This is a genomic window from Bacillus salacetis, from assembly GCF_003581585.1.
GTDB lineage: Bacteria > Bacillota > Bacilli > Bacillales > Bacillaceae_B > Rossellomorea > Rossellomorea salacetis.
Genome location: NZ_QXIR01000019.1, coordinates 14,941 through 35,108, shown reverse-complemented (window position 1 = coordinate 35,108; position 20,168 = coordinate 14,941). Strand labels below are relative to the sequence as shown.

The window sequence follows — 20,168 nt, the reverse complement described above, 5'->3', positions numbered from 1 at the left end:
TGAAAAAATCATGAATTACCACACATCAGCTGTCTAAAGGTATATCCGAATACCTCTCGTACCTTTGCTTCTCAGTGTTCAGCTCATAGATTCTTACAAAATTCACTTCAAACTCAGGATAGGGTGCCAACTCTTTATCTGCCAAACGTTCCATCTCTTTTAGTTCCTTTTTTGCCAGGCCGCTGGAAATGTTTCCGCCATATTGTTCCTTCCCGAGAGTAAGGTGAGGGATAAAGGCTTCAAGTTCATAATACTTCTTAATCAGGTCTTCTGATGGTGAAATTTCCTGCACTAGTTGCTGATGCAATTTCTGCAGTCCAGTTGATTTCACTTGTAGAAATAAAATGTTATCTCCAAAATAAGTTGGCTTTTCCAGGGAAACATGAAATGGGGCGAACGACCCGCACACCTTCTCCACTTTAGGTATCCAGCCCTTATCAGCCGTCAATCCTCCCTGCGCCTTTAATGTGATATGCGGTTCTACACCTGACTGCTCAATCCACTTACACTGAAAAGTCTCTATTGTGTTTAAATAATCTTTTGGAGGTACAACTCCAATAAAATACTCCACTTCCATTACACTTCAGTCCTTTATAATCCGTTTTCATTATTCTAACAGAATCCCTCTTCAAAATATTCAAAAAAATGAAGGAAACTTCCATATTTAATGGTAAAATATTCATATTGGCTGATATACAGAAAGGGGAGAGCCATGTGCTGAAGAAACACCTTTCGTTCCTTATTTTGATGGCAGTTCTATTCCTTATTGGCTGCTCGGCGAAACAGGGACTTCCAGTTATCTCTATAAATGAAAATTCCGATTATGAAAAAACGTTTGCTGATTTGTCGTTAGGTGTGCTTTTCGATTTTGAGTTCCACTTACCTCATGCAGATGACAGGTGGGTTACGCTTTGGGTCGAAGAGTACAGGAATGGAGCGAAGGAGACTGAGCCTTTGACACAGCTCTCCTATGGGAACAGTCCTGAACAAGTGGAAAAAGGAAACCTGGGCTTTGGCATCATCAACCCGAATTCAGAGGACCCGCAGGTCTTTCTTTATGGACCCGGCGTGAAATCAATGCCGGAACAAGTGAAAACAATTTTCAAGCAAGATATGATGACATCAGGGGAATATGCGCTTGGAGAAGACGAGGTGGAACTGAACCTGGGGGAAACAAAGATTCTCGCTGTTTACCGCGGGACTTCCGGTAACTCGATGAGAACCATTGATTTTCAAGATGAAGAGACCATCGACTACGTCATTGAGCATGAAGACACCGTCCTTTTACTAAAAATCAAAGTCGAGGAAAAGAAAGCAGAACAATAAAAGAACGGTGAGTCCGTTCTTGCAAAAGGGGATATTAAAATGATCGACAGCTGTTTTATTTGTGATAAGCACGCCGGTAAAATCAACACTTCAGGTGTGAAGATTTTTGAGGACGAATATGTTTATGTCGGACACATCGATAGAAATGGAAAGCCAAATTATTTGGGGCATATCATGATTGACTTGAAAAGGCATGCTCCATCCCTGGCCGATATGACAGAAGGGGAAGCTGAAGCATTTGGGGTGACCATGTCGAGAGTGAGTAAGGCTCTGAAGGAATCCGAAAATGCCGAGCATATCTATTCCCTTGTGTCGGGAAATTCCGTGCCGCATCTTCATATGCACATTGTTGCCAGATACCCGGGTACACCGGAAGAATACTGGGGACCGATGGAAGTATATGATTGGGAAGATGCTCCGATGGGCGGCAGCCGGGAAGTAGTCGATCTGTGCATACGTCTAAAAGAATATATGGAGAATCTGTGAGATGGCAAATAGCATTCAAGAAATCAGCTGGACCGGTAAGCAAAAAGACTATGTGGACATCATCAATATCGAAAACTTCCATCATATGTCCCTGGGACGGTTTGGCGGTAATTCACGGGCGGGGCAATACAAAAATGAAGACGGCTGCTTGATTTGGGCAGATGAAAAAGAAACATTTGAGTTTGCAGTGATATTAGACGCCCACAAATCTGCGGACAGTGCGGAATTGGTAATCCTGCAGTTCAATAGAAAGAAGGAAGAAATCCTCGACTTGCTGTCACTCTCTGTAGAAGTAACGATGAAAAAGATCGAGAAAACCATCCTCAATTTGTTTCAGGAAGAGGAATTTCTTTCAGCATGCAGGGAAGTGCAAGGCGAAACGGCTTGTCTTATTGTTTTACGAAAAGGTAAGTATTTATGGTGGTTTTCTGTTGGTGACTGTATCGCCCATTTGTTTAACCCCGAGCTTGCAAATCTTGGTCAATATCAACTCAACCAGAGACAATTTTTCGAATGGGTAGGAGAAGTCAATACATTCACCCAACCCATCCCTTGTTACAGCAGCGGCGTAAGGGAACTCCGAAAAGGACTGAACCGCATCCTCCTGACAACGGATGGACTTGTTGAATGTCCCGGTGACCCATATTCCAGCCCCTCGGACATCTATGAAACCTTGATGAGTAATCCCGTTGAGGGTGGGATCAGGGTATTAATGGAAAAAATCAGAGATTTTAATGTTCGAGACAGTACAACGCTCATTTCCTGGGATGTTATGATTGAACAGGAAGCGACACAGCCAAGTGACATATGACAATCATTACTGGAGGGGTAACTATCAATGACAAGCGAAGGATACTGCAGTGGATCGGATTCATAATGGTGATGGCAACATTGTTATTCATGATTTTTATTAGCTTAACAGGCATCTCTAGGGATCTCTCTCAAACTACATTAACGATTATTAAATGGTCGGGACTCTCTATTGGACTTTTGTTTGTGATGATTACTTATTGGTTTCCGGAAGAGAAGTAACACGTTTTTTTTATAGGATGGTAGAGTATGAGTAATATTTGATTATTAATATTGCAAGGAGCAGCCGATGACTTCAAACAACTTAAACTCACTGGGAAATGAGATAAGAGAGATTGAACAGCGGTTTAAACAGGAAATCGAGCCTGTACGATCGGACCTCTGGCATTTTTGTTTGAAACTTACCCGTTCTCCCTGGGAGGCAGAAGACCTGGTCCAGGATACCCTGTTAAGATCGCTTGGTGTTCTGGCAAAAATTCATCAGCCGGTTAACACGAAAGCATACATATTTAAAGTGGCAGCGAATCTATGGATAGATCAAAAGCGGCGGCAAAGATTTACGATTGAGCAAATGGATGAAAATTACCTCCAGGATAACTCAGCAGGTATGGATTTTCAGTTGATAGACGACCTTGATTTTCTCATTGATCGTCTGACTCCGCTTCAATATGTCACCTTGATCCTGTCGGAAGCATTTCAGTTTAAAGCGAAAGAAACGGCACTTATAGCGGGCACCTCGGAGAATGCAGTTTATGCTAATCTCAGCAGGGCGAGGTCCATTTTGCGAGATAACAAGCCGGTAAGATCCAAGGACAAGGGAAAGCCTGAGGACCTGGTACCGCATGAACCACTTAATGTCCTACTGGAAGGGTTCCGAAAGAAGGATCCAGAGATGATTGCCTCTGTGTTAAGCAGGGACGTCTCAGTTGAAATCACGCATGCCGGCCTGGAAATGGGGCTGGAGGAAACCAGGAAAAATTCCCTTCGAGACTGGAAAGAAATTGCCGATACTCAGAACGTCATTGAAGCTAAATATAAAAAGTTATGGGGGTGTCCTGTTGTTATTGAAATGGAGGAAAAACAGGATGGCCGATCCTATTTGAACAATATTCATTTCGTTGAGACTTTTGAAGGTGAAATCATTTATTGGAGGTTTTATTGCTTCTCCTGGGATCTTATGAAACTTGCCGCTGAAGAACTCGGTGTCGAAATGAATGCCCAATACTTTTATCATATTTATTAAATTTGTTTGTAAGGTTTTCCCCGTTTCCTTCGTTAGTACCTATGTAAGCCAAAAAACTAAAGGAGCGCGGTTAGCTATGAGAAGCCCCATCATTAACCAAATCAATACGATTTTTGTTCATGTAAGTGATTTAAAGAGGTCAGTAGAGTGGTATTCGAATCTCCTCGGCCTAAAGTACGATTTAGGAAATGTTGCTGATCCCGTTTACAATATCGAGATTAACCACTATACGGGACTGACCTTGGATGCAGGACCAGAGGGGATGTCAAAGCAGGCAAAGAGAAACGGGTATCCTCTATTCAACTTTCACACCAATGATATTGAAGCAGCCTTCACTTTTGTTGAAAAAATGCAGGCAGAAATTGTTTCTGAAGTGACAAGATACGATGATTTCTCATTTTTCACAGTCAGGGATCCGGACGGAAATGTAATAATGATTTGTACAGGGTGATAAGTGGTCAGGATAATGGAGCCAGGCTCAAAAGGGTGAATCTGAGCCAGGCTAAAAAGAGTGAATCTGAGCCAGGCTCAAAAAGGTGGAATTGAGCTAGGCTCAAAAAGGTGAATCTGAGCCAGGCTCAAAAAGGTGGATCTGAGCCAGGCTCAAAATGGTGAATCTGAGCCAGGCTCAAAAGAGTGATTCTGAGCCTGGCTCAAAAAGGTGAATCTGAGCCAGGCTCAAAAGAGTGGATCTGAGCCAGGCTCAATAAGGTGGATCTGAGCCAGGCTCAAAATGGTGAATCTGAGCCAGGCTCAAAAAGGTGGATCTGAGCCAGGCTCAAAAGAGTGAATCTGAGCCAGGCTCAAAAGGGTGAATCTGAGCCAGGCTCAAAAAGGTGGATCTGAGCCTGGCTCAAAAGAGTGAATCTGAGCCAGGCTCAAAAAGGTGAATCTGAGCCAGGCTCACAAAGGTGAATCTGAGCCAGGCTCAAAAAGGTGAATCTGAGCCAGGCTCAAAAAGGTGAATCTGAGCCAGGCTCAAAAGGGTGGATCTGAGCCAGGCTCAGCCAGGCTGGTGGTGTTGATGCCGAAGGAGATGCTTATGAAGAAAAAGAAACGATTGATTATGAGAACGATGATACTATTCGTTCTTTTATGTGCAGTTGGCTATACCTTGTATGCAAATCTATTTCAAAAAGAGCAGAATCAAAGAGTGGTGGTAGGCGATGCAGCCCCTGATTTTGCCCTCTCCACCTTAAATGGAGATGATTTTCAGCTAAGCGATCACGAAGGGAAGGCAGTACTCGTCAATTTCTGGGGAAGCTGGTGTGGACCGTGTAAGAAGGAGATGCCGGCAATCCAGGATGCTTATGAGCACTATAAAGATGAAAATTTTGAAGTGGTAACCATCAATATACGGGAATCTGAATTTACGGTGAATAAATTCTTTGAAAATAACGGCCTATCAATACCTGTTGTGATGGATAAAGATGGTGAAGTTTATGATCGATATGGGATCCACAATCTCCCTGCTTCCTTTTTTATAACTCAGGACGGGACGGTTAAGAGAATGGTCCAAGGAGAAATGAACCGCCAGGATATCGATCAATGGATAGAAGAAGTTTTGCCGAAGAGTTAATTTTTCGGCCAAGTAGTACGAATTCAAGAAGTGTATATTGTGTTAGGGGATATTTATGTTAATAGCTACACTAACTTTCGGCTGGATTGGAATTGGGATTTTCCTTTTGATCGTTTTTAGTTTGAGAAGTTTACTAAAAAACAATGAGTATGGATTTCTTCACATGCTTATGGCTGTGATGTATTCGATGTGGCTGCCTTTACCTTTCTTTTTAACTGAAATACTTACCTATGAAGCTTTACGAATAGGAATGATTTTCGGGCTGCTCTATTTGATCATGATGGTTGTAACAATGGCCATGCAAACGGGGCATATTGTTCATATTGCAAGGGAAGAGAAGACTGCATCTGCACACGAAGAGCGCAGCAATCATATTATGGCAACTTTGTGCGGACCTTTTGAGCTGCTTGCTAATATCTTTAAATGTATTTGGGCTTTCTTTTTAGTTCTCGCGTTTTGGGATAATGACATGAAAATGTTTGCTGGCGTAATGCTTATTTTTGTCATGTTTATTTTTTATTTTCTAATTCTATTGGTCAATAACAGTTTGAATAAACCATTAAAATTATTTGAAAAAGTTGTTTCCAATCCTTATGTTTTTAATATTGAAACCATTTGTTTCTTTTTAACAATTATCATTTATATCACTGTTCAACAATAACTTCTAATATAGCCGGTGATCTTCAAAACAGGTCACCGGCTGATTTAATCACACTAAATTTTTATTTATCCTTCAAAATATAAACAAAATGCCCTTGATAAAAGCTCCAGGTTATGGTAATTTTAAACTATATTGCAAAGCAAGACAGTTTGTTGTTTATTTTTTTGCTTCACTATATTGCATAACAAGGTAGTATTCCTGCAGAGGGAGGTAGCGTATTTGTCATCAAGTCAGATACTAAAAGGCATATTGGAGGGCTGTCTTCTTTCAATTATTTCTAAGGGAGAGACCTATGGCTATGAAATGATTGAAAAATTGTATGCTTATGGATTCACTATGGTGAAGGAGGGCAGTATTTATCCCTTATTATTGCGCATGAAGAAAGAGGGGCTTGTCGTAACTAGCCAGAAACAGCTGCCTTCTGGGGGGCCGAAACGGAAATATTATGCGCTTACGGACAAAGGGAAGGAAGAATTAACTGAATTTACGGAGCGATGGGATTCTATTTCGAAAAGTGTCCATCATTTATTAAAGGAGGAGAAGGGTTGATGGTATCCAAACAAAGTGAGGAATTTTTGAAAAACCTCAGGCTGTACTTGTTTTCAAGCGGAAAGAATGAAAAGGAAATCGAAGACATCATCAGTGAACTTGAGGATCACTTGCTCGAGGCCGAATCGCAAGGGAAAAGCGTTGAAGACATCATTGGGCAATCGCCAAAGCACTATATGGAGCAAATTGCTCAAGAGATGTCATTTGATGCTTTAGGGTGGATGAAGTATCTGCCGGTCATTATGATAGGATCGCTATCCTATATCGTCCTGGGTGATGCACTGAGAGATGAACTTCAATATACTCTTCTGGAGTTGGTTGGATATCCATTGATTTTAGTTTTGTTTATTATGCTAATCTCATTGTCATTCAAGTACTTGGCTGCGACACCGCCCGATTATAAGCACTGGATCGTTTTTGGGTTTTTGGGTGTATTTCCGATGGGAATGTTCTTAGGTTTACTCATCCTTAACCGGAGAATGGAGACGGAAATGGTTGTCTTTGGTACGGCAGGACAAATTGCTGCTATAGTAGCCACCATACTGATATTCATTGCCATTTCCATTTGGACCAAAACCTGGATATCCATCATTTTACCGGTCATTCTATTTGTACCGGAGTTCATCATCAATAGTACGAGTTTTGACGAAGGAACAAAACTAACGATGTCTGCTGTCATCACACCTGTATTATTTGCTTTTTTCTTTTGGTATTTGCTCAAAAAAGAAAAAACAGAAACATGCGAGGATTGTTAAAAAAGTTTAGAATAGTGTCCATTTTCCATTAAAATGGGATAAAACCAATCATTCACTCTTTTTTTAGCGTATAATAGATATAAGCATTGGAAGTTATATGGCAAAAATAGAAAGAAAAGGAGGAATCAGCAATGATCTGGACCTTGATTTTCATGATTGTCGTGTTTGGTATCTTGGGCTTTTTGATGAATATCCTCTCTGGTAAAAAACAACGCAGCGATAAAATCACTCAAGAAGAAGAAAGAGCGAAAAACAACTTCTGGTGGGGCGGCGGCGGGTCAAACTAAATGTGCTCAAAAGAGGCTGGGACAAAACCTTAATAAAAAGCTCTCTTCGCAAAGGTTATGGCTGAGTAAAAAGAATGGATTTCCACTCCAGGACACGAATCAGCGGGGCGGGCGGTGAGCCTCCTCAGCTTTGCCTGTGGGGTTACGTTCCAGCGGGTACGTATCTTTGATATCACTTGTCCCGCTAATCCCCCAGGCGGCCGCACACCTTCCGCTTCAATCCGTCTGCGTTCAGGAAAAATCGGTAAATAGTCTTGAAAGCAAAATCTTTTAATTAGAGCCTAATAACATGAATGAACCGTATGAAGTCAAGTATATAATCTTGACCTCTTACGGTTTTATTTTTGTGAACTTCGACTTAAATCAATTTGTTTTCAACTTGTGTCACAGCCTCTTATTCATTTGCCGTTTTTGAGTTTGGCCGATTCCTCTTCGAATTGTACCATAATTTCAGCACGAGGCTATGAATTTGGTCGATTCTATCCCGGAATGAACCATAATATCAGCACGATACCAAGAATTTGGCCGATTCCACCCCAGAATGCACCAAAATATCAGCTCGATACCAGGAATTTGGCCTATTTCTCTCAGAATTGCACCATAATATCAGCTCAAGACTAAGAATTTGGTCAATTCTTCTCAGGAATGCACCATTATATCAGCACGATGCTATGATGAATTTGGTTGATTCCACCATGCTACGCAGCAATTTACATCCCACTGCAGAATCCGATCAATACTAGCAATGATTACTGCCGAAACCTTCAGAATCAAGTAAGATTGTCAATAAATGAGAGCAAAATTAACAAAAAATACAAATTTTAGTGAAAGTCCAATGAGCGAAGTAAAGAATCCTATACAAAATGCAAAGGATATATTACATTTAAAACAATAGTCGGAAAGGGGATAAATGGTAATGCTGTATAATTCTGTACGGGAATTAAGGGCGCGGTTTCGTCTTACCCAGCAAGATCTCGCAGATAAAGTGAATGTCACCCGACAGACTATCGGTCTTATTGAAAAAGGTGACTATGCTCCATCTATAACGCTTGCACTAAAAATTTCCCACGTATTTGGCGTTTCTGTAGAGGAAGTATTTCGTCTGGAAGGAGAGAGTTGATTTGTTGAAGAAAATGTATCAATCACCTTGGTTTAATTCGTTTCTTATTTTTTGCTTCGGCCTGATCATGATTGGAGAGTATTATGCTGTGCATATCCCCTCCTGGCTGGTTATTGATCCAATGGTGTTGGGGATTCCAATCCTGATCATCATCGCTGTTATCCCTTTTTACAATAGGAGAAATCCTGATCATCCTGTCAAACCCAGTGTCGTTCCCATGGAACTGCGGGAGGAAGATGAAGGGATGCAGTGGATTACGTTCAAAGCGACACGTAAAGTCTACATCTTTTATGCATTCGCTATTCCATTTGCCATTGCATTAACTGCTTCTATGAACAAGATCCCCTATTTTCCGATTATTCTGCTGGTTTTTATGGGTATTTCACAGTACCTCATTTATTGGTTTCAACTGAAGAAATACAAATAGAGAGGGCTGGTCGGATTGGACACACAGTTCATCATTTCAATCATTCTATTAGTCACGATTTTTGAAGTTTTTGCTGTGATACTGTTTGTAAAATACAGAAGGGGTAACATCGAAGAAAATCCTTTTATTACGGTTGTGAGAAAAGAGTGGATGATCCTTTTCTATTCTTTTTTCAAATGGAAACCAAAGAAAAAAGAACCTCATGTTCAAATGTTCCACTATCATAAAGGTTCACTTTATTTCTGGTTATTCCTTGCTCTTCTCCACGAGCAGGTCATTGAGGGCATTGTGTTTCATATCTATTTGAAAGAAGTCGATCCTCTCAGAGCGAATATCCTCCTTGTACTCCATGTGTACAGCATTCTCTATATGCTCGGCGATTATAATCTTGTCAGAAATAATCCGATTAAAATCATAAAGAATAATTTCATTCTGAACATCGGAGTCAGAAGATCATTAACCTTTCATGCAGGCGAAGTTGAAACGATACAGCCTGCCAAAACTCACTACCATAAAAGCGGGGGAATGGTGCATGAAAAAAATGTTTTTCATGTCGCAGCCCTTCCAAGGGTCCTGACACGGATATTTGGTGTCACGGATGAATTGAAATATGAAATCATCTTTAAAAAGCCGCTTATGGCCAGAGGGTACTTCGGCCAAAAGAAAGTTGTGAATAAAGCCCTGATCTACATGGACGACCCCCAGCCTTTCATTGACGCCTTGCGCACAAAAATAGAAGAATATCATAATGAAGTTGAGTTGAGTTCAGAAGTTGATTCAACTGCGTACATAAAGAAAAGAGAATCCTTGATTGATTGGAAGGCGTATTTCACCCTGCTCATCCTCAATGTCCTGGGAGCATTAGCGATATCGCCGTATGCCATTGCCAGGGAGCAGCTGAATGAAGTGATGGGGCTGTCCAAATGGTCCTTCACACTATTTTATGCACTTCAGGTTTTGCTTGAAGCCGGAATCCTGCTGTTCCTTGCTCTATGGATCGGCAAAAAGACCGGCGTAAAGATTCCTGTTATTGAAAGTTTCATAGATAAAAGCAAACCCGCGATACCAGTGAAAAAGAGGATACTTCAATCTTCCCTTTATGGATCACTGGCTGGAATTGTGATCATCCTATTCAGTTTGCTGGTCTCGGAGCCACTGGGGGTAGATGACTCTTCCATTAATGAGCCTGCTTGGTGGCTTGGGATATTGGGTTCCTTCGGAGCTGCAGTCAATGAAGAGTCTGTTTTCCGTTTGTTTCTCGTTACATTTATTATCTGGCTTCTTTTAAAAGTGAAAAAAGGAATTATAACTCCTTTTAAAAAATGGTTCGCAATATGTGCATCTGCCTTGATCTTCGGCATCATGCACTACAGCATGGCAGCTTCAAATTTTGAAATGACCATAGGGCTTTTTGTCAGCATGCTCATCATCAATGGAATAGGCGGCATCGTATTTGGCGCGTTATATCTGTATGCCGGCATTGAATTTGCTATGATTGCCCACTTTACTGCAGACATCACAATACATGTAATCGGACCAGTTTTGGCAAATCTTATATGAAATCCATTATAGTCCAAGCTTTTATAAGATTAACCTTTTAGTAAATGGTAGAAAGAGGAGTGAGAGTGTGGAGAACAACTGCTGGCTGATGGTGATTTGTCATAGGGGTGCCTGGACGCTTTAAAGTCGTTCATAATAGAAAACCCGGTTGCGTCTTCACTATTAATTTGAAATAATTGGAATATAGTCTTTACAAATAAGGAGGAAAAAGATTTGGTTATTAGAGAAATCGAAACCACTGATGCGGAAGGGTTTATTAATCTCATAAAAGAAGTCGAAAATCATTCAGATTTCATGCTGATGGGGGCAGGGGAAAGGAAAACCACTCCAGAACAACAGCTAAAGCAATTGGAACGAATCAAAATGCAGCGGAACTCCACTATTTTCGTAGCTGAAGAGAAAGGGCAATTGCTGGGCTATTTAATTGCTATGGGAGGCACGGTCCAGAAAAATAAACACTCTGCCTATTTGGTGATCGGTATCCTTCAGGACAGGCGCGGACAAGGCATCGGCAGCCAGCTGTTTGAAAAGGTGATGGAATGGGCAGCAAAACATGGCATCACACGCCTTGAACTAACGGCCGTCACAGAAAATAAAGCTGGGGTAGCACTCTATAAGAAGAGCGGATTCGATATCGAAGGGACAAAAAGGAACTCGCTTATCATCCACGGAAGGTACTATGATGAATATTATATGGCGAAGCTGCTGTAATTGGCGGTTTGAAAACTGCCAGCACATTAATTCATTCTAATCAAGAAGGAGGTAAGCCAATGTTCGATGATCGGAATATAAACTTAAACCAGTTACAACAATACATTAAAAAGAAAGACCATAAACCCGAATTGAAGAATGCCTATTTCCAGAAGCTGATTGAAGAGGTAGGGGAATTATCTGAAGCCATCAGAAAAAATAAGAGGCTGGAAGAAGAAGGTTCAATTAAAGGGACCATTGAGGAAGAATTATATGATGTTCTTTACTACATAACAGCCATTGCAAATATCCATGATATTGACCTGAAGCATTGTATGCGGTTAAAGGCAGAATTAAATCTTGAGAAGTATAGTTGAACAAGATCTTTTGCTTCTTGCTTGGATGATTGCTTGATTAAAAGCAGTTCGTTTCAGAATGCACCAGTTTTTGTTGCCTAGTCCGATGAATTGGTCTTTAAATTCAAGGAATGAACCAACTTCTGTACAGTTTCCTGGAATGTGGTCTATTATCGTGAGGAATGCACCAGTTTTTGTTGCCTTGCCCGATGAATTGGTCGCTAAATCCAAGGAATGAACCAACTTCTGTACAGCTTTCCTGGAATTTGGTCTATTATCTGAGGAATGCACCAATTCATATGAAGCTTCCATGGAATTTGGTCGAATAAGCAAAGAATGCACCAAGTCAATCCCCAGCCAAACGAAACTTTATTTAACCGGCACTCGTCAGCTTAATAAGGGGGCGATGAATAATGAGAAATAAGGAAACGCTTAGAAAGATCAATTGGTTCATTTTTGCGATTGTTATTATCCTGGGACTTATGATGCTTTCTGAGGCTTTTCAGGAATTGAGAGATCTGGCTGATTCACCCGGAGGAGCGGATGCTCAGTCTCGAAGGGATTTTCGCTGGGATTCTTCTTCTACTGTACTCCTGGTTGTCCTTCTATCCTTTACTTCATTGCTTTTGCTGCTATGGAAGAGGATCTTTCCTTTTAATGTCCCCGTTGCTTTGATTCTGCTTGGCTTTTATTATTTATTGTTTTTTATGACCTTTACGACCGGATGGGTGGGACTGGTGGGTGTCATGGGGCTGGCGGCAGCTGTGTTGATCGGTGTTATCATGATCATTGCGTACACCATTTACCTTTGGTAAGAATTTTTTGAAGGGATGTGGTACTATTAGAACCCTTGAAAAGAGAAACAAAAAAGCATCATACTTTGGATTAGCCCTTTGTCTTTTCGCAGTGATTTTATTATTGCCCTCCTATATAGATGAAATGAAGTTGGAAAAAGCTGTCGAACAGGATCTGAATGAAAGGCTGGGTACCGAAAACTATGAAATAGGCTTTATAGAAAAGCTTAATGAGGGAAATAAGGTCCTTGTCAGTTACAGGCTGGGAGCGAAAGACACCACCTATTTGAACGGTTATCTGTGGAAAGATGGGGAACTGCGTATTGATTCTTCCAGGGCTGTAGAAAATTAGTTCTTTAATTAACTGAAGGTCAACCAGCTGGACTGGCTGACCTTTTGTCATTATAGATTGGACACCCTATCAAAATCTCCGGGTCCAACTGTATAGGATGCATCCGAAGTATGATCAGACCTTCTTTTTCTCCAAATTTTCCATCTGCCGCTGTACGGTTTTCTTGGTGTCAGGCCTTTCTCTATTCCGGCTGCCATGCTGTTGATTGCCAGGATGGTGATGGTGAAGCAGGCTAAAGGCCCGACAGCCAGCCACCATTGGTAGTTTATTTGTTTGATGTACATCCCCAGCAGTCCGGACCACTCATTGGCAATCGGCATCGGCGGGTCGCAGTAAATATCATAACAAACCGAAGTTCCTCCGAAATAAATTTGAAAGATACCTAAGTGTGCGATGATGAGCAGGACCTGAACAACAATCCTTGGGTAAATGATCGACAGCCTCGGCCGCAGGTGCGGGAAAACATGCTTACGGAAAATATGGAAACGGGATGCACCCAGCGTGATCGAGCTTTCGATAAATTCCTTCTTCAATATTTCCCTTGTCTCTTCCGCTATCAACAAAGCAGTGGTCGGCGCCAGGATGAGGGCCATCATCACGATTTGGTAAATTATCCTTTCCGTTAATGTGTAAGCAAATCCTTCTGGCGGCTCCCACAAAACAGAGTGAAGAATATTATAGGCAATGATCGATTGGGGGATGAAATAAAAGGACGATGTCATTCCCTTCACCATGGTTTTTGAGCCTGTTTTCTTCCAAAACGCAAGCAGGACTCCAAAGAGAAAAGCCAATAAAAAGCCGAGGAGCGACGTCAGAAATGCAGCACCGAATGTGTATTTTGCTCCTTGCAGCAGTTTCTGCAGCATATGGTACCCGAATTCATCTGTCCCCAACGGAAAATCCTCCGCTGGCTTCAATGGCGGTCCCGCTATCATATTTCCTTCACTGTCCCTTAACCATTCTGTCTGTGGAATGACTGAATCGTAGTAGACATCATGGATGATGCTTGCTGCTAAAATGAGGAAGATCGTTGTAAATCCAAGAATGAAAAGTGGCTGTCTGAATACCCTCAACATTATAATTCCACCTCATTCCCTGTCATAGAATTTGCTGCTCTTTGTACGATCTTAATAAAAATAAAAATCGGAACAAACAGCAGGATGGATGTAACCGCAAAGAGGGTTGGCGTATTATACGAAAACAAGAAAGTGGTGACTCCAAGCATATTAAATAAGTACTCCAGGATCAGGAGATTGGACAGCATCAGCCACATCACATTTTTACCGTGATAGGCAATGCTTACAATCATGTTTCGGAACACATGGACAAACAAAATCCGGAAATAGGACATTCCTTTGCTTTTGGCCAATTCCACATACTGCTTTTCAAATTCTTCTTTCATCAGGACGGTCATTGTCTTGATGAAGTACATGGTAGGGAGGATGGAAAGGCAAAGGATGGGAAGTACATACGCCCTGTCTTCTCCCAATGCAACAAAGTCGAATAAGAAGACACCAGTTCTTTTAAACAGCATGACAACGAGAAGCTGGCTGCCGACAATGATGAAAATATCCGGAAGCGAACTGAAAATGAACGAAACAGCATCGATGACAATCTGAAAAGGCTTGCCCAGCAGAAAGTAAAAGAACAATATGATGACTGCAACCGATAAAGATAAGAACAGGGCGGAAAAAAACACGCCAAGGGAATATTCATAAGCATTCCAAAAGAAAGGGAACAGCTCCCGTTCGACTTCTGAAATGGGATTCACATAGACCAGACTGGACAGTGAAAAGAATCCCGCAAGGATCTGCCATAATTCGTTCACGATTGAAGGCAGAATGCTGATGGCTAATATGCCGGTCAGAATGAAGAAAATTTGCAGTACGGACGACTTGATTTTTCTCATAAAGTAACTCCTTATTGATACAGGTTTCTAGTGATTATTGATACTCTCTGCAATCTGCATGAGCTGCTCTTTTTTTACATTTTCCACAGCATGACTCAATACTTCATACATGATTTTGTCATCAGCATGTCCCTCGATCCAAATAACCGAGTGATATGGGAAGTCTCCTTCTTCGTCTTTAAGATAAAAAGCTTCATGACCATTGACCGCCACTTTGGAGATCGCAAGCTCCCCGTCTTTCAGCGGCATATTCTCATATAGTTCTATCTTGGAAGAGCTTCTGACAAATACTTGATCTTCTCCATTATCATACTGTGCGATTGCCACTATCTGATCTTGGCTTTCCTCAACAGGTACAACCCTGGCAACCACTTCCTGATCGCTTGTTTTGGCTTCTGAATAAAGTTGCTGCTGCACCGCCTCGAATTGGCTTTGGCGAGCATCTACAGTGATTTTTCCATTATTGAATATGTAGCCAAAAGGAAGGGTTTTCTCTGGAGTATATGAATGAAGGATCGCTTCCTTGAAAGCGTCAAGATCCTTGTACACGTGAGGCTTGCGGTAAATTGTGAAATTCTTTTCAGGATAATCACTCACCTGATAATACACAAGTGCTTGGCCGTCCTCCACTTGTTCTTTGTAGTTTTCTACATTCGTAAGATCCCATTTTTTCATTTCTTCTTTGGGTTCCGTCAACTCCATTAAAACGTCTCCGTCTGAATTAAATAAGGTGAAACCCTGTGACGCATAGGCACCCACGACGGAAAGGGTGATTAAACCAACGCCAATAAGGACTGCGCGGACTCCCCGGGAAAACGAAAAAGAGGTCTTTCTCTTTCCTTCTTCCCTGATCAATTCATATGTACTATCGATTTTCTTTTTAACAGGGGAAGGGACTCTGTCATCTGTAAACAAATCTTTCATTCTTGTATCAAATTCCTCATCTTTCATTTTCGTCCACTCCTTTTGAAAAGGGGGTTCTCTTCTTTTAACAATGTCATCAGATGCCGCCTCGCGGTTGAAAGCCGAGACTTAACAGTGCCTTCAGGGATCTGAAGAATATCAGAAATTTCTTTAATGGCCAGGTCTTCAAAATAATAGAGCATTGTCACGATCCTTAATTCATCATTCAAGGAAGAAACTGCTTCTTGAACGGCCATTTTTAATTCTATCTCTTCTTTTTCACTTTCAATCCAGGGAGCCTCAAACGGAATGACCGTTTTCCTTTTCTCCAGAAGTCTGTAACACTCATGGATCAGAATCCGTATTAACCAGGTTTTGAAATGCTTTTCCTCCTTGAGGGAAGAAATCTTTCTGAAACAGATCAAAATCGTTTCTTGAATCGCGTCTGCACAATCATGATCCTTTTTCAGAATCCCTTTGGCCACACGGTACATCGAAGACTCATGGTCCTTCATCAATTGAATGAAAGAAGCATGATGGCCTTTCTTCGCTTTCTTGATTAGCTTGGCCTCTTGCAAAATCCCACCTCCCAGCACCCTTCCATTAACATTAGAGTATAAAACCAATACTTTGGTTCAATAAAATTTTTAAAAATTACCATTTATCTTAAGTATACTAAAAGATTGCGAATGTGATTGTTTAATAATCAGATATTTGAAATAATTGGAGGGTGTATAGGCTTTGTCAGATGCGTTCAGGAGGGAATGGAATTGATTCCTTTCACTAAGCAAAGTCCTGGGATGGATAGTACATAGAAGGAATTTCAGAGAGGAGCACTAAGCCAAATTGGAAAACGTGTATAAGGTATTGAAAGAAATAGAACAAGGAAAAGCGGGTCTCGCCGTTTACTCTACTGAAAAGACTAAAATGGCCGGATCGATGAATGGCGACATGATGATTTCTCTTGCTTCTGCCGCCAAAGCAGCGACTGGATTTGCAGTGGCGGGTTTGGTTGAGGAAGGGAGACTCTGCTGGGAAGATACGATTGAGAATATTTCCTTTAACCCGGCTGAGGATAGTGAAGAGCTTTATCCGCACCTTCAGGGCAGAAGTTCATTATCTTTGAGGGAAGCAGTGGAAGTTATGATTGCCTGTCATGACAGTTATGTTGCCAACAGTGTTGCGACTCATGCAGGCGGCTGGGAGATAATCAATGACCGGATTCAGAAAGATTTACCCGCCATCCATGTTACAGAAAACCCGAGAGATGACAAGAATAAAGGCCGACTGGATGAAATGCTGGAGCTGATGATTCGTATTTATTATTCTTATAAAAAGAATCCGGTGTGCTGGCTTCCGATCATCAATGGATTGGTAAGGCAGAATGACCGGGTGGAAGGAATACCATTCCACCATCTCAATCACATGACCGGCGGCTTGGAGACTGCACTAGTTGACGTTGGAATAATTGGTGCTTTCAGGGAAAGCCCTCTGCTTTTTGTCTTGGCTGCGGTTGATTTGCCAGACAGGTCGAGCGATAACCATGCTGATCAAAAAATCATCGAAGCACTTAAACTACTTTATAAAGAGAAGGAGGGAGCCTATGATCCAACAATCGCTTGTCTTAACAGGGAAACAGCTGCTGGAATGGAAAAAAGTTGACCTTGAGGAACTCAAGCCTGATGAAATATCAATCAGGACAATTGCCGGTGCTATCAGTATCGGTGCTGAGTTGCCGCAATACTGTGAAAGTGACGTGACAGACGCTGATCCGGTTTATCCACGGGAAACGGGTTATGAAAGCTATGGTGAAGTCATCGGAACAGGAAGCGATGTTACAGATATTAAAACAGGAGACCGTGTGCTCGCTTTCTACGGCCATAAAACCGCCGGTATCGTGAAAGCAGCCAAAGCGGTGAAGGTTCCAATCTCCTTAGACTACCAGTATGCATTGCTGAATACTCTATCCTGTGATGCTGGTAAAGGAGTGCTGAAACTTCATCCTGAACATAATGAAAAAGTACTGGTAACAGGTGCGGGAACAATAGGGCTGCTGACCGTTCACTTTTTAAAGAACCATATGAAGGTGGAGCAGGTAGATGTGCTGGAGCCCAATGGGGAGAGAAGAAGAATGGCTTCTGTTTTTGGTGCATCCAAGACATATTCTGCCTCAGAACAAGTTCCCTCTTCCTTCTACGAATATGGTCTGGAATGTTCAGCGAGCAGCGAAGCTTTCCAAGCCCATTTAAGAGCGATGAAACCTAATGCTGAAATCTGCATTCTGTCTGACGGCAATAGGGATTTATTTTATCTAAATGAAAATTTTTACGAAAAAGAACTGAGAATCACCGGCTCGAGTGATGGCTTGGATTATCGCAAACACGCTGAGTGGTTCTTTGCGGAATGCCGGAAAGCTCCATATTTATCCCGCATCTTCGACTATCAGATTACCTCTGATGAATTGATAGATTGTTTTGAGAGACTAAGTAAAAAAGCCATCAATCCCATTAAGGTTCTTGTAAAGTATTCTTAAAGAATTATGAAACCTTTTTATCCCGGAATCCGTAATACTTTTATAAACAGAAATTTCAAACAAGGATGATGCAATATGGGTAATAATAAGAAAAGCAACGACAACATGGGATTGGGAATAGGTATGGGACTTGCACTTGGTGCGGGAATCGGCGCGGCAATGGATAATATTCCGATGGGAGTTGCCATAGGGCTTGCGCTGGGAATCGCATTAGGCGGGATGAAAAAAAAGCGAAAATAACGGGAACTTGCTTTAACTGTCCCACAAATAAAGGAAGTAGAAGTACAAGCAAACGGAGGAAACGAACGTTGCTGTTAAAAGAAAAAGCCAATACTCTTTTATATCGTTTCACAAACTGGACTGAAACTCAAGATAGCATTCTGGCTGCTGCGGTTGTCGGTTCTTTCGCCAGGGGTGACTATCACGAAGGTTCTGATGTCGATTTAGTGATCATTACAACAGACAAAAAAGCGGTGATGAGAGCTGTTTTTTCAGACTTCGTTTATGAAACCATAATCCGGTTTCAAATTGAGGAATGGGGACCATACTTGTCCTCCCTGCGGATTGTCTATGACAATGGGTTGGAGGTCGAGTTTGGGGTAACGACAGTCGATTGGGTCAAGGAACCATTGGACAGTGGAACCAAAAATGTAGTCAAGGATGGGTTTCGCAGCCTGTTAGATAAGGAAGGGCTGTTTGGAGAGATTAATCAGTTTTTAGAAGAAAAATAGCGGCATCATTTTTTCGTTAGGAGTTCTTATATGAAAATGAAACACATTCTTTATTTCATTGTTTTTGTATGTATCGGTGTACTATCAGCTTGCAGCCAGGATCCCGAGTTTGATGTGTATGAAGGTAAAGCATTGAACATTGCCGTCATTGGTGAACCACCGGTCATTGAAGAAGAGCAAGTCAGGTTCAAAGAGATTGCCTTTGATGAACTGAACGAAGACATTGCAGGCTCATATGACGCAGTTTTTATAACAGAACGTAATCTCTCAAAGGCATCAGAGAGTCAATTTGCGGAAGTTTATCTAGCCTCTGATATTCCATTTTTCTTCCTTTCAGCAAACAATCATATTCCGTTCACAATAGAAACAGAATCTTACTCTGATTCGTGGAAATGGAGCAAAGGAACCAGTTATGCAGTTGGGATTCTTCCTTCTGAAAAAGATGATTCCTTAAAGACTTGGGGCTTCAGTTTGTATAATGATTAAAAGAAAGATGAATACCTCAGGTCCTTGTACTCCAGGATCTTTGAGGTCGTGGAAGAGCAGGGGGTTTAAGAGGGAGGAATGGATATGGAATTCCTGATCATGGTTGGATTTGTTTTCTTATTATGTATGTGTATTGGTTCCGTACTCAATATTTTGCTGAGGATGACCTCTAAAATCAATTGGCTGATTACCGTGTTCATTAGTTTATCTGTTGCCATCTTCGCACAGATTCTTAATATTATGTGATGGATGTTTACTTGGGACGCATTGGTGGGGACAGCGGCAGGTGGAATTCTGGTATTCACCGGATGCAGGGCTGAAAACCATCTAAATGGACCAATGAGATAGTGAGTTTGATAGGATGATGGGCTATTTAAGGGTAAATGGACCAATGAGATAGCGAGTTTGATAGGATGATGGACTATTCAAAGGGTAAATAGGCCAAAGAGATAGCGAGTTTGATAGGATGATGGACTATTTAAAGGGTAAATGGGCCAAAGAGATAGCGAGTTTGATAGGATGATGGGCTATTTAAAGGGTAAATGGGCCAAAGAGATAGCGAATTTGATAGGATGATAGGCTATTTAAAGGTTAAATGGACCAATGAGATA

General features: G+C 41.5%; 29 protein-coding genes. 24 read left to right on the top strand and 5 right to left on the bottom strand.

Translation table 11 applies throughout. From position 1 onward, the window contains the following. Nucleotides 1–25 precede the first annotated feature (25 nt). A complete protein-coding gene (locus D3H55_RS14100; protein ID WP_119547709.1) occupies nucleotides 26–577 on the bottom strand; it encodes a 2'-5' RNA ligase family protein in 552 nt (183 codons plus the stop codon). A 137-nt stretch (nucleotides 578–714) separates the two neighbouring features. On the opposite strand from D3H55_RS14100, the gene D3H55_RS14095 reads away from it, so the two are divergent. The 18 genes from D3H55_RS14095 (at nucleotide 715) to D3H55_RS23845 (ending at nucleotide 12,995) form a co-directional block, all read left to right on the top strand. After that, nucleotides 715–1,326, top strand: coding sequence for a YgaN family protein (locus D3H55_RS14095; protein ID WP_119547707.1), 612 nt, complete (start codon nucleotides 715–717; stop codon nucleotides 1,324–1,326). A gap of 42 nt (nucleotides 1,327–1,368) precedes the next feature. Further along, entirely contained in the window at nucleotides 1,369–1,812 is a 444-nt protein-coding gene (locus D3H55_RS14090; RefSeq protein ID WP_119547831.1) for an HIT family protein, read from the top strand. A 1-nt stretch (nucleotide 1,813) separates the two neighbouring features. Beyond that, nucleotides 1,814–2,623, top strand: a complete 810-nt coding sequence (locus tag D3H55_RS14085; protein ID WP_119547705.1) for a PP2C family serine/threonine-protein phosphatase — start codon at nucleotides 1,814–1,816, stop codon at nucleotides 2,621–2,623. Nucleotides 2,624–2,911: 288 nt separating this feature from the next. Beyond that, nucleotides 2,912–3,865: an RNA polymerase sigma factor gene (locus D3H55_RS14075; protein ID WP_119547701.1), complete on the top strand. Its 954-nt coding sequence runs from the start codon at nucleotides 2,912–2,914 to the stop codon at nucleotides 3,863–3,865. A 76-nt stretch (nucleotides 3,866–3,941) separates the two neighbouring features. Continuing rightward, complete coding sequence (locus D3H55_RS14070; protein ID WP_119547699.1) at nucleotides 3,942–4,316, top strand: VOC family protein; 375 nt, start codon at nucleotides 3,942–3,944, stop codon at nucleotides 4,314–4,316. 591 nt (nucleotides 4,317–4,907) lie between these two features. Then, nucleotides 4,908–5,444, top strand: a complete 537-nt coding sequence (gene resA / locus D3H55_RS14065; RefSeq protein ID WP_119547829.1) for a thiol-disulfide oxidoreductase ResA — start codon at nucleotides 4,908–4,910, stop codon at nucleotides 5,442–5,444. A gap of 55 nt (nucleotides 5,445–5,499) precedes the next feature. Further along, the gene (locus tag D3H55_RS14060; protein ID WP_119547697.1) at nucleotides 5,500–6,105 is read left to right on the top strand and encodes a hypothetical protein; all 606 of its coding nucleotides are present in this window, start codon (nucleotides 5,500–5,502) and stop codon (nucleotides 6,103–6,105) included. 219 nt (nucleotides 6,106–6,324) lie between these two features. Beyond that, nucleotides 6,325–6,654 (top strand): PadR family transcriptional regulator, encoded by a 330-nt coding sequence (locus D3H55_RS14055; protein WP_119547695.1) that lies wholly within the window; start codon nucleotides 6,325–6,327, stop codon nucleotides 6,652–6,654. Next, the gene (locus D3H55_RS14050; protein ID WP_119547693.1) at nucleotides 6,654–7,409 is read left to right on the top strand and encodes an HAAS domain-containing protein; all 756 of its coding nucleotides are present in this window, start codon (nucleotides 6,654–6,656) and stop codon (nucleotides 7,407–7,409) included. The genes D3H55_RS14055 and D3H55_RS14050 overlap by 1 nt, the downstream gene beginning before the upstream one ends. A 131-nt stretch (nucleotides 7,410–7,540) precedes the next feature. After that, nucleotides 7,541–7,696 carry a hypothetical protein gene (locus D3H55_RS24340; RefSeq protein ID WP_168413096.1) on the top strand — a complete coding sequence of 52 codons (156 nt, stop codon included), beginning with the start codon at nucleotides 7,541–7,543 and terminating at the stop codon, nucleotides 7,694–7,696. Nucleotides 7,697–8,612: 916 nt separating this feature from the next. Then, nucleotides 8,613–8,816 (top strand): helix-turn-helix transcriptional regulator, encoded by a 204-nt coding sequence (locus tag D3H55_RS14045; protein ID WP_119547691.1) that lies wholly within the window; start codon nucleotides 8,613–8,615, stop codon nucleotides 8,814–8,816. Between the two features lies 1 nt (nucleotide 8,817). After that, nucleotides 8,818–9,243, top strand: coding sequence for a hypothetical protein (locus D3H55_RS14040; RefSeq protein ID WP_119547689.1), 426 nt, complete (start codon nucleotides 8,818–8,820; stop codon nucleotides 9,241–9,243). Between the two features lie 15 nt (nucleotides 9,244–9,258). Next, complete coding sequence (locus tag D3H55_RS14035; protein ID WP_119547687.1) at nucleotides 9,259–10,803, top strand: CPBP family intramembrane glutamic endopeptidase; 1,545 nt, start codon at nucleotides 9,259–9,261, stop codon at nucleotides 10,801–10,803. A gap of 213 nt (nucleotides 10,804–11,016) precedes the next feature. After that, entirely contained in the window at nucleotides 11,017–11,514 is a 498-nt protein-coding gene (locus D3H55_RS14030) for a GNAT family N-acetyltransferase (protein ID WP_119547685.1), read from the top strand. 59 nt (nucleotides 11,515–11,573) lie between these two features. Beyond that, entirely contained in the window at nucleotides 11,574–11,870 is a 297-nt protein-coding gene (locus tag D3H55_RS14025) for a MazG nucleotide pyrophosphohydrolase domain-containing protein (protein WP_205685487.1), read from the top strand. Nucleotides 11,871–11,955: 85 nt separating this feature from the next. Continuing rightward, the gene (locus tag D3H55_RS25265; RefSeq protein ID WP_276310243.1) at nucleotides 11,956–12,087 is read left to right on the top strand and encodes a hypothetical protein; all 132 of its coding nucleotides are present in this window, start codon (nucleotides 11,956–11,958) and stop codon (nucleotides 12,085–12,087) included. A 175-nt stretch (nucleotides 12,088–12,262) separates the two neighbouring features. Next, nucleotides 12,263–12,664 carry an RND transporter gene (locus D3H55_RS14015; protein ID WP_119547681.1) on the top strand — a complete coding sequence of 134 codons (402 nt, stop codon included), beginning with the start codon at nucleotides 12,263–12,265 and terminating at the stop codon, nucleotides 12,662–12,664. Nucleotides 12,665–12,755: 91 nt separating this feature from the next. Further along, entirely contained in the window at nucleotides 12,756–12,995 is a 240-nt protein-coding gene (locus D3H55_RS23845) for a hypothetical protein (protein WP_168413095.1), read from the top strand. Between the two features lie 50 nt (nucleotides 12,996–13,045). Here the strand turns inward: D3H55_RS23845 and D3H55_RS14005 are convergent, their stop codons facing one another. From D3H55_RS14005 to D3H55_RS13990, 4 genes are read right to left on the bottom strand one after another with little or no spacing between them, the layout of a single operon-like run. Continuing rightward, complete coding sequence (locus tag D3H55_RS14005) at nucleotides 13,046–14,071, bottom strand: ABC transporter permease subunit (RefSeq protein ID WP_119547677.1); 1,026 nt, start codon at nucleotides 14,069–14,071, stop codon at nucleotides 13,046–13,048. Then, nucleotides 14,071–14,904, bottom strand: coding sequence for an ABC transporter permease subunit (locus tag D3H55_RS14000; RefSeq protein WP_119547675.1), 834 nt, complete (start codon nucleotides 14,902–14,904; stop codon nucleotides 14,071–14,073). Before D3H55_RS14000 ends, D3H55_RS14005 begins: the two co-directional genes overlap by 1 nt. A 27-nt stretch (nucleotides 14,905–14,931) precedes the next feature. Continuing rightward, complete coding sequence (locus tag D3H55_RS13995) at nucleotides 14,932–15,855, bottom strand: DUF4367 domain-containing protein (RefSeq protein ID WP_119547673.1); 924 nt, start codon at nucleotides 15,853–15,855, stop codon at nucleotides 14,932–14,934. Further along, nucleotides 15,852–16,385, bottom strand: a complete 534-nt coding sequence (locus tag D3H55_RS13990; RefSeq protein ID WP_119547671.1) for an RNA polymerase sigma factor — start codon at nucleotides 16,383–16,385, stop codon at nucleotides 15,852–15,854. Before D3H55_RS13990 ends, D3H55_RS13995 begins: the two co-directional genes overlap by 4 nt. A 268-nt stretch (nucleotides 16,386–16,653) precedes the next feature. Between D3H55_RS13990 and D3H55_RS13985 the strand changes: the two genes are divergently transcribed. The 6 genes from D3H55_RS13985 to D3H55_RS24330 all read left to right on the top strand — a co-directional run bounded on the left by D3H55_RS13985 (nucleotide 16,654) and on the right by D3H55_RS24330 (nucleotide 19,803). Then, complete coding sequence (locus tag D3H55_RS13985; RefSeq protein WP_119547669.1) at nucleotides 16,654–17,469, top strand: serine hydrolase; 816 nt, start codon at nucleotides 16,654–16,656, stop codon at nucleotides 17,467–17,469. Further along, complete coding sequence (locus tag D3H55_RS13980) at nucleotides 17,411–18,340, top strand: MDR/zinc-dependent alcohol dehydrogenase-like family protein (protein ID WP_119547667.1); 930 nt, start codon at nucleotides 17,411–17,413, stop codon at nucleotides 18,338–18,340. Before D3H55_RS13985 ends, D3H55_RS13980 begins: the two co-directional genes overlap by 59 nt. A gap of 75 nt (nucleotides 18,341–18,415) precedes the next feature. Next, entirely contained in the window at nucleotides 18,416–18,580 is a 165-nt protein-coding gene (locus D3H55_RS24335) for a glycine zipper domain-containing protein (RefSeq protein WP_168413094.1), read from the top strand. Between the two features lie 68 nt (nucleotides 18,581–18,648). Next, a complete protein-coding gene (locus tag D3H55_RS13975; protein WP_168413093.1) occupies nucleotides 18,649–19,071 on the top strand; it encodes a nucleotidyltransferase domain-containing protein in 423 nt (140 codons plus the stop codon). A gap of 30 nt (nucleotides 19,072–19,101) precedes the next feature. Next, nucleotides 19,102–19,557: a hypothetical protein gene (locus tag D3H55_RS13970; RefSeq protein ID WP_119547663.1), complete on the top strand. Its 456-nt coding sequence runs from the start codon at nucleotides 19,102–19,104 to the stop codon at nucleotides 19,555–19,557. Between the two features lie 84 nt (nucleotides 19,558–19,641). Beyond that, complete coding sequence (locus D3H55_RS24330; RefSeq protein WP_168413092.1) at nucleotides 19,642–19,803, top strand: hypothetical protein; 162 nt, start codon at nucleotides 19,642–19,644, stop codon at nucleotides 19,801–19,803. The last annotated feature ends 365 nt before the right edge of the window (nucleotides 19,804–20,168 follow it).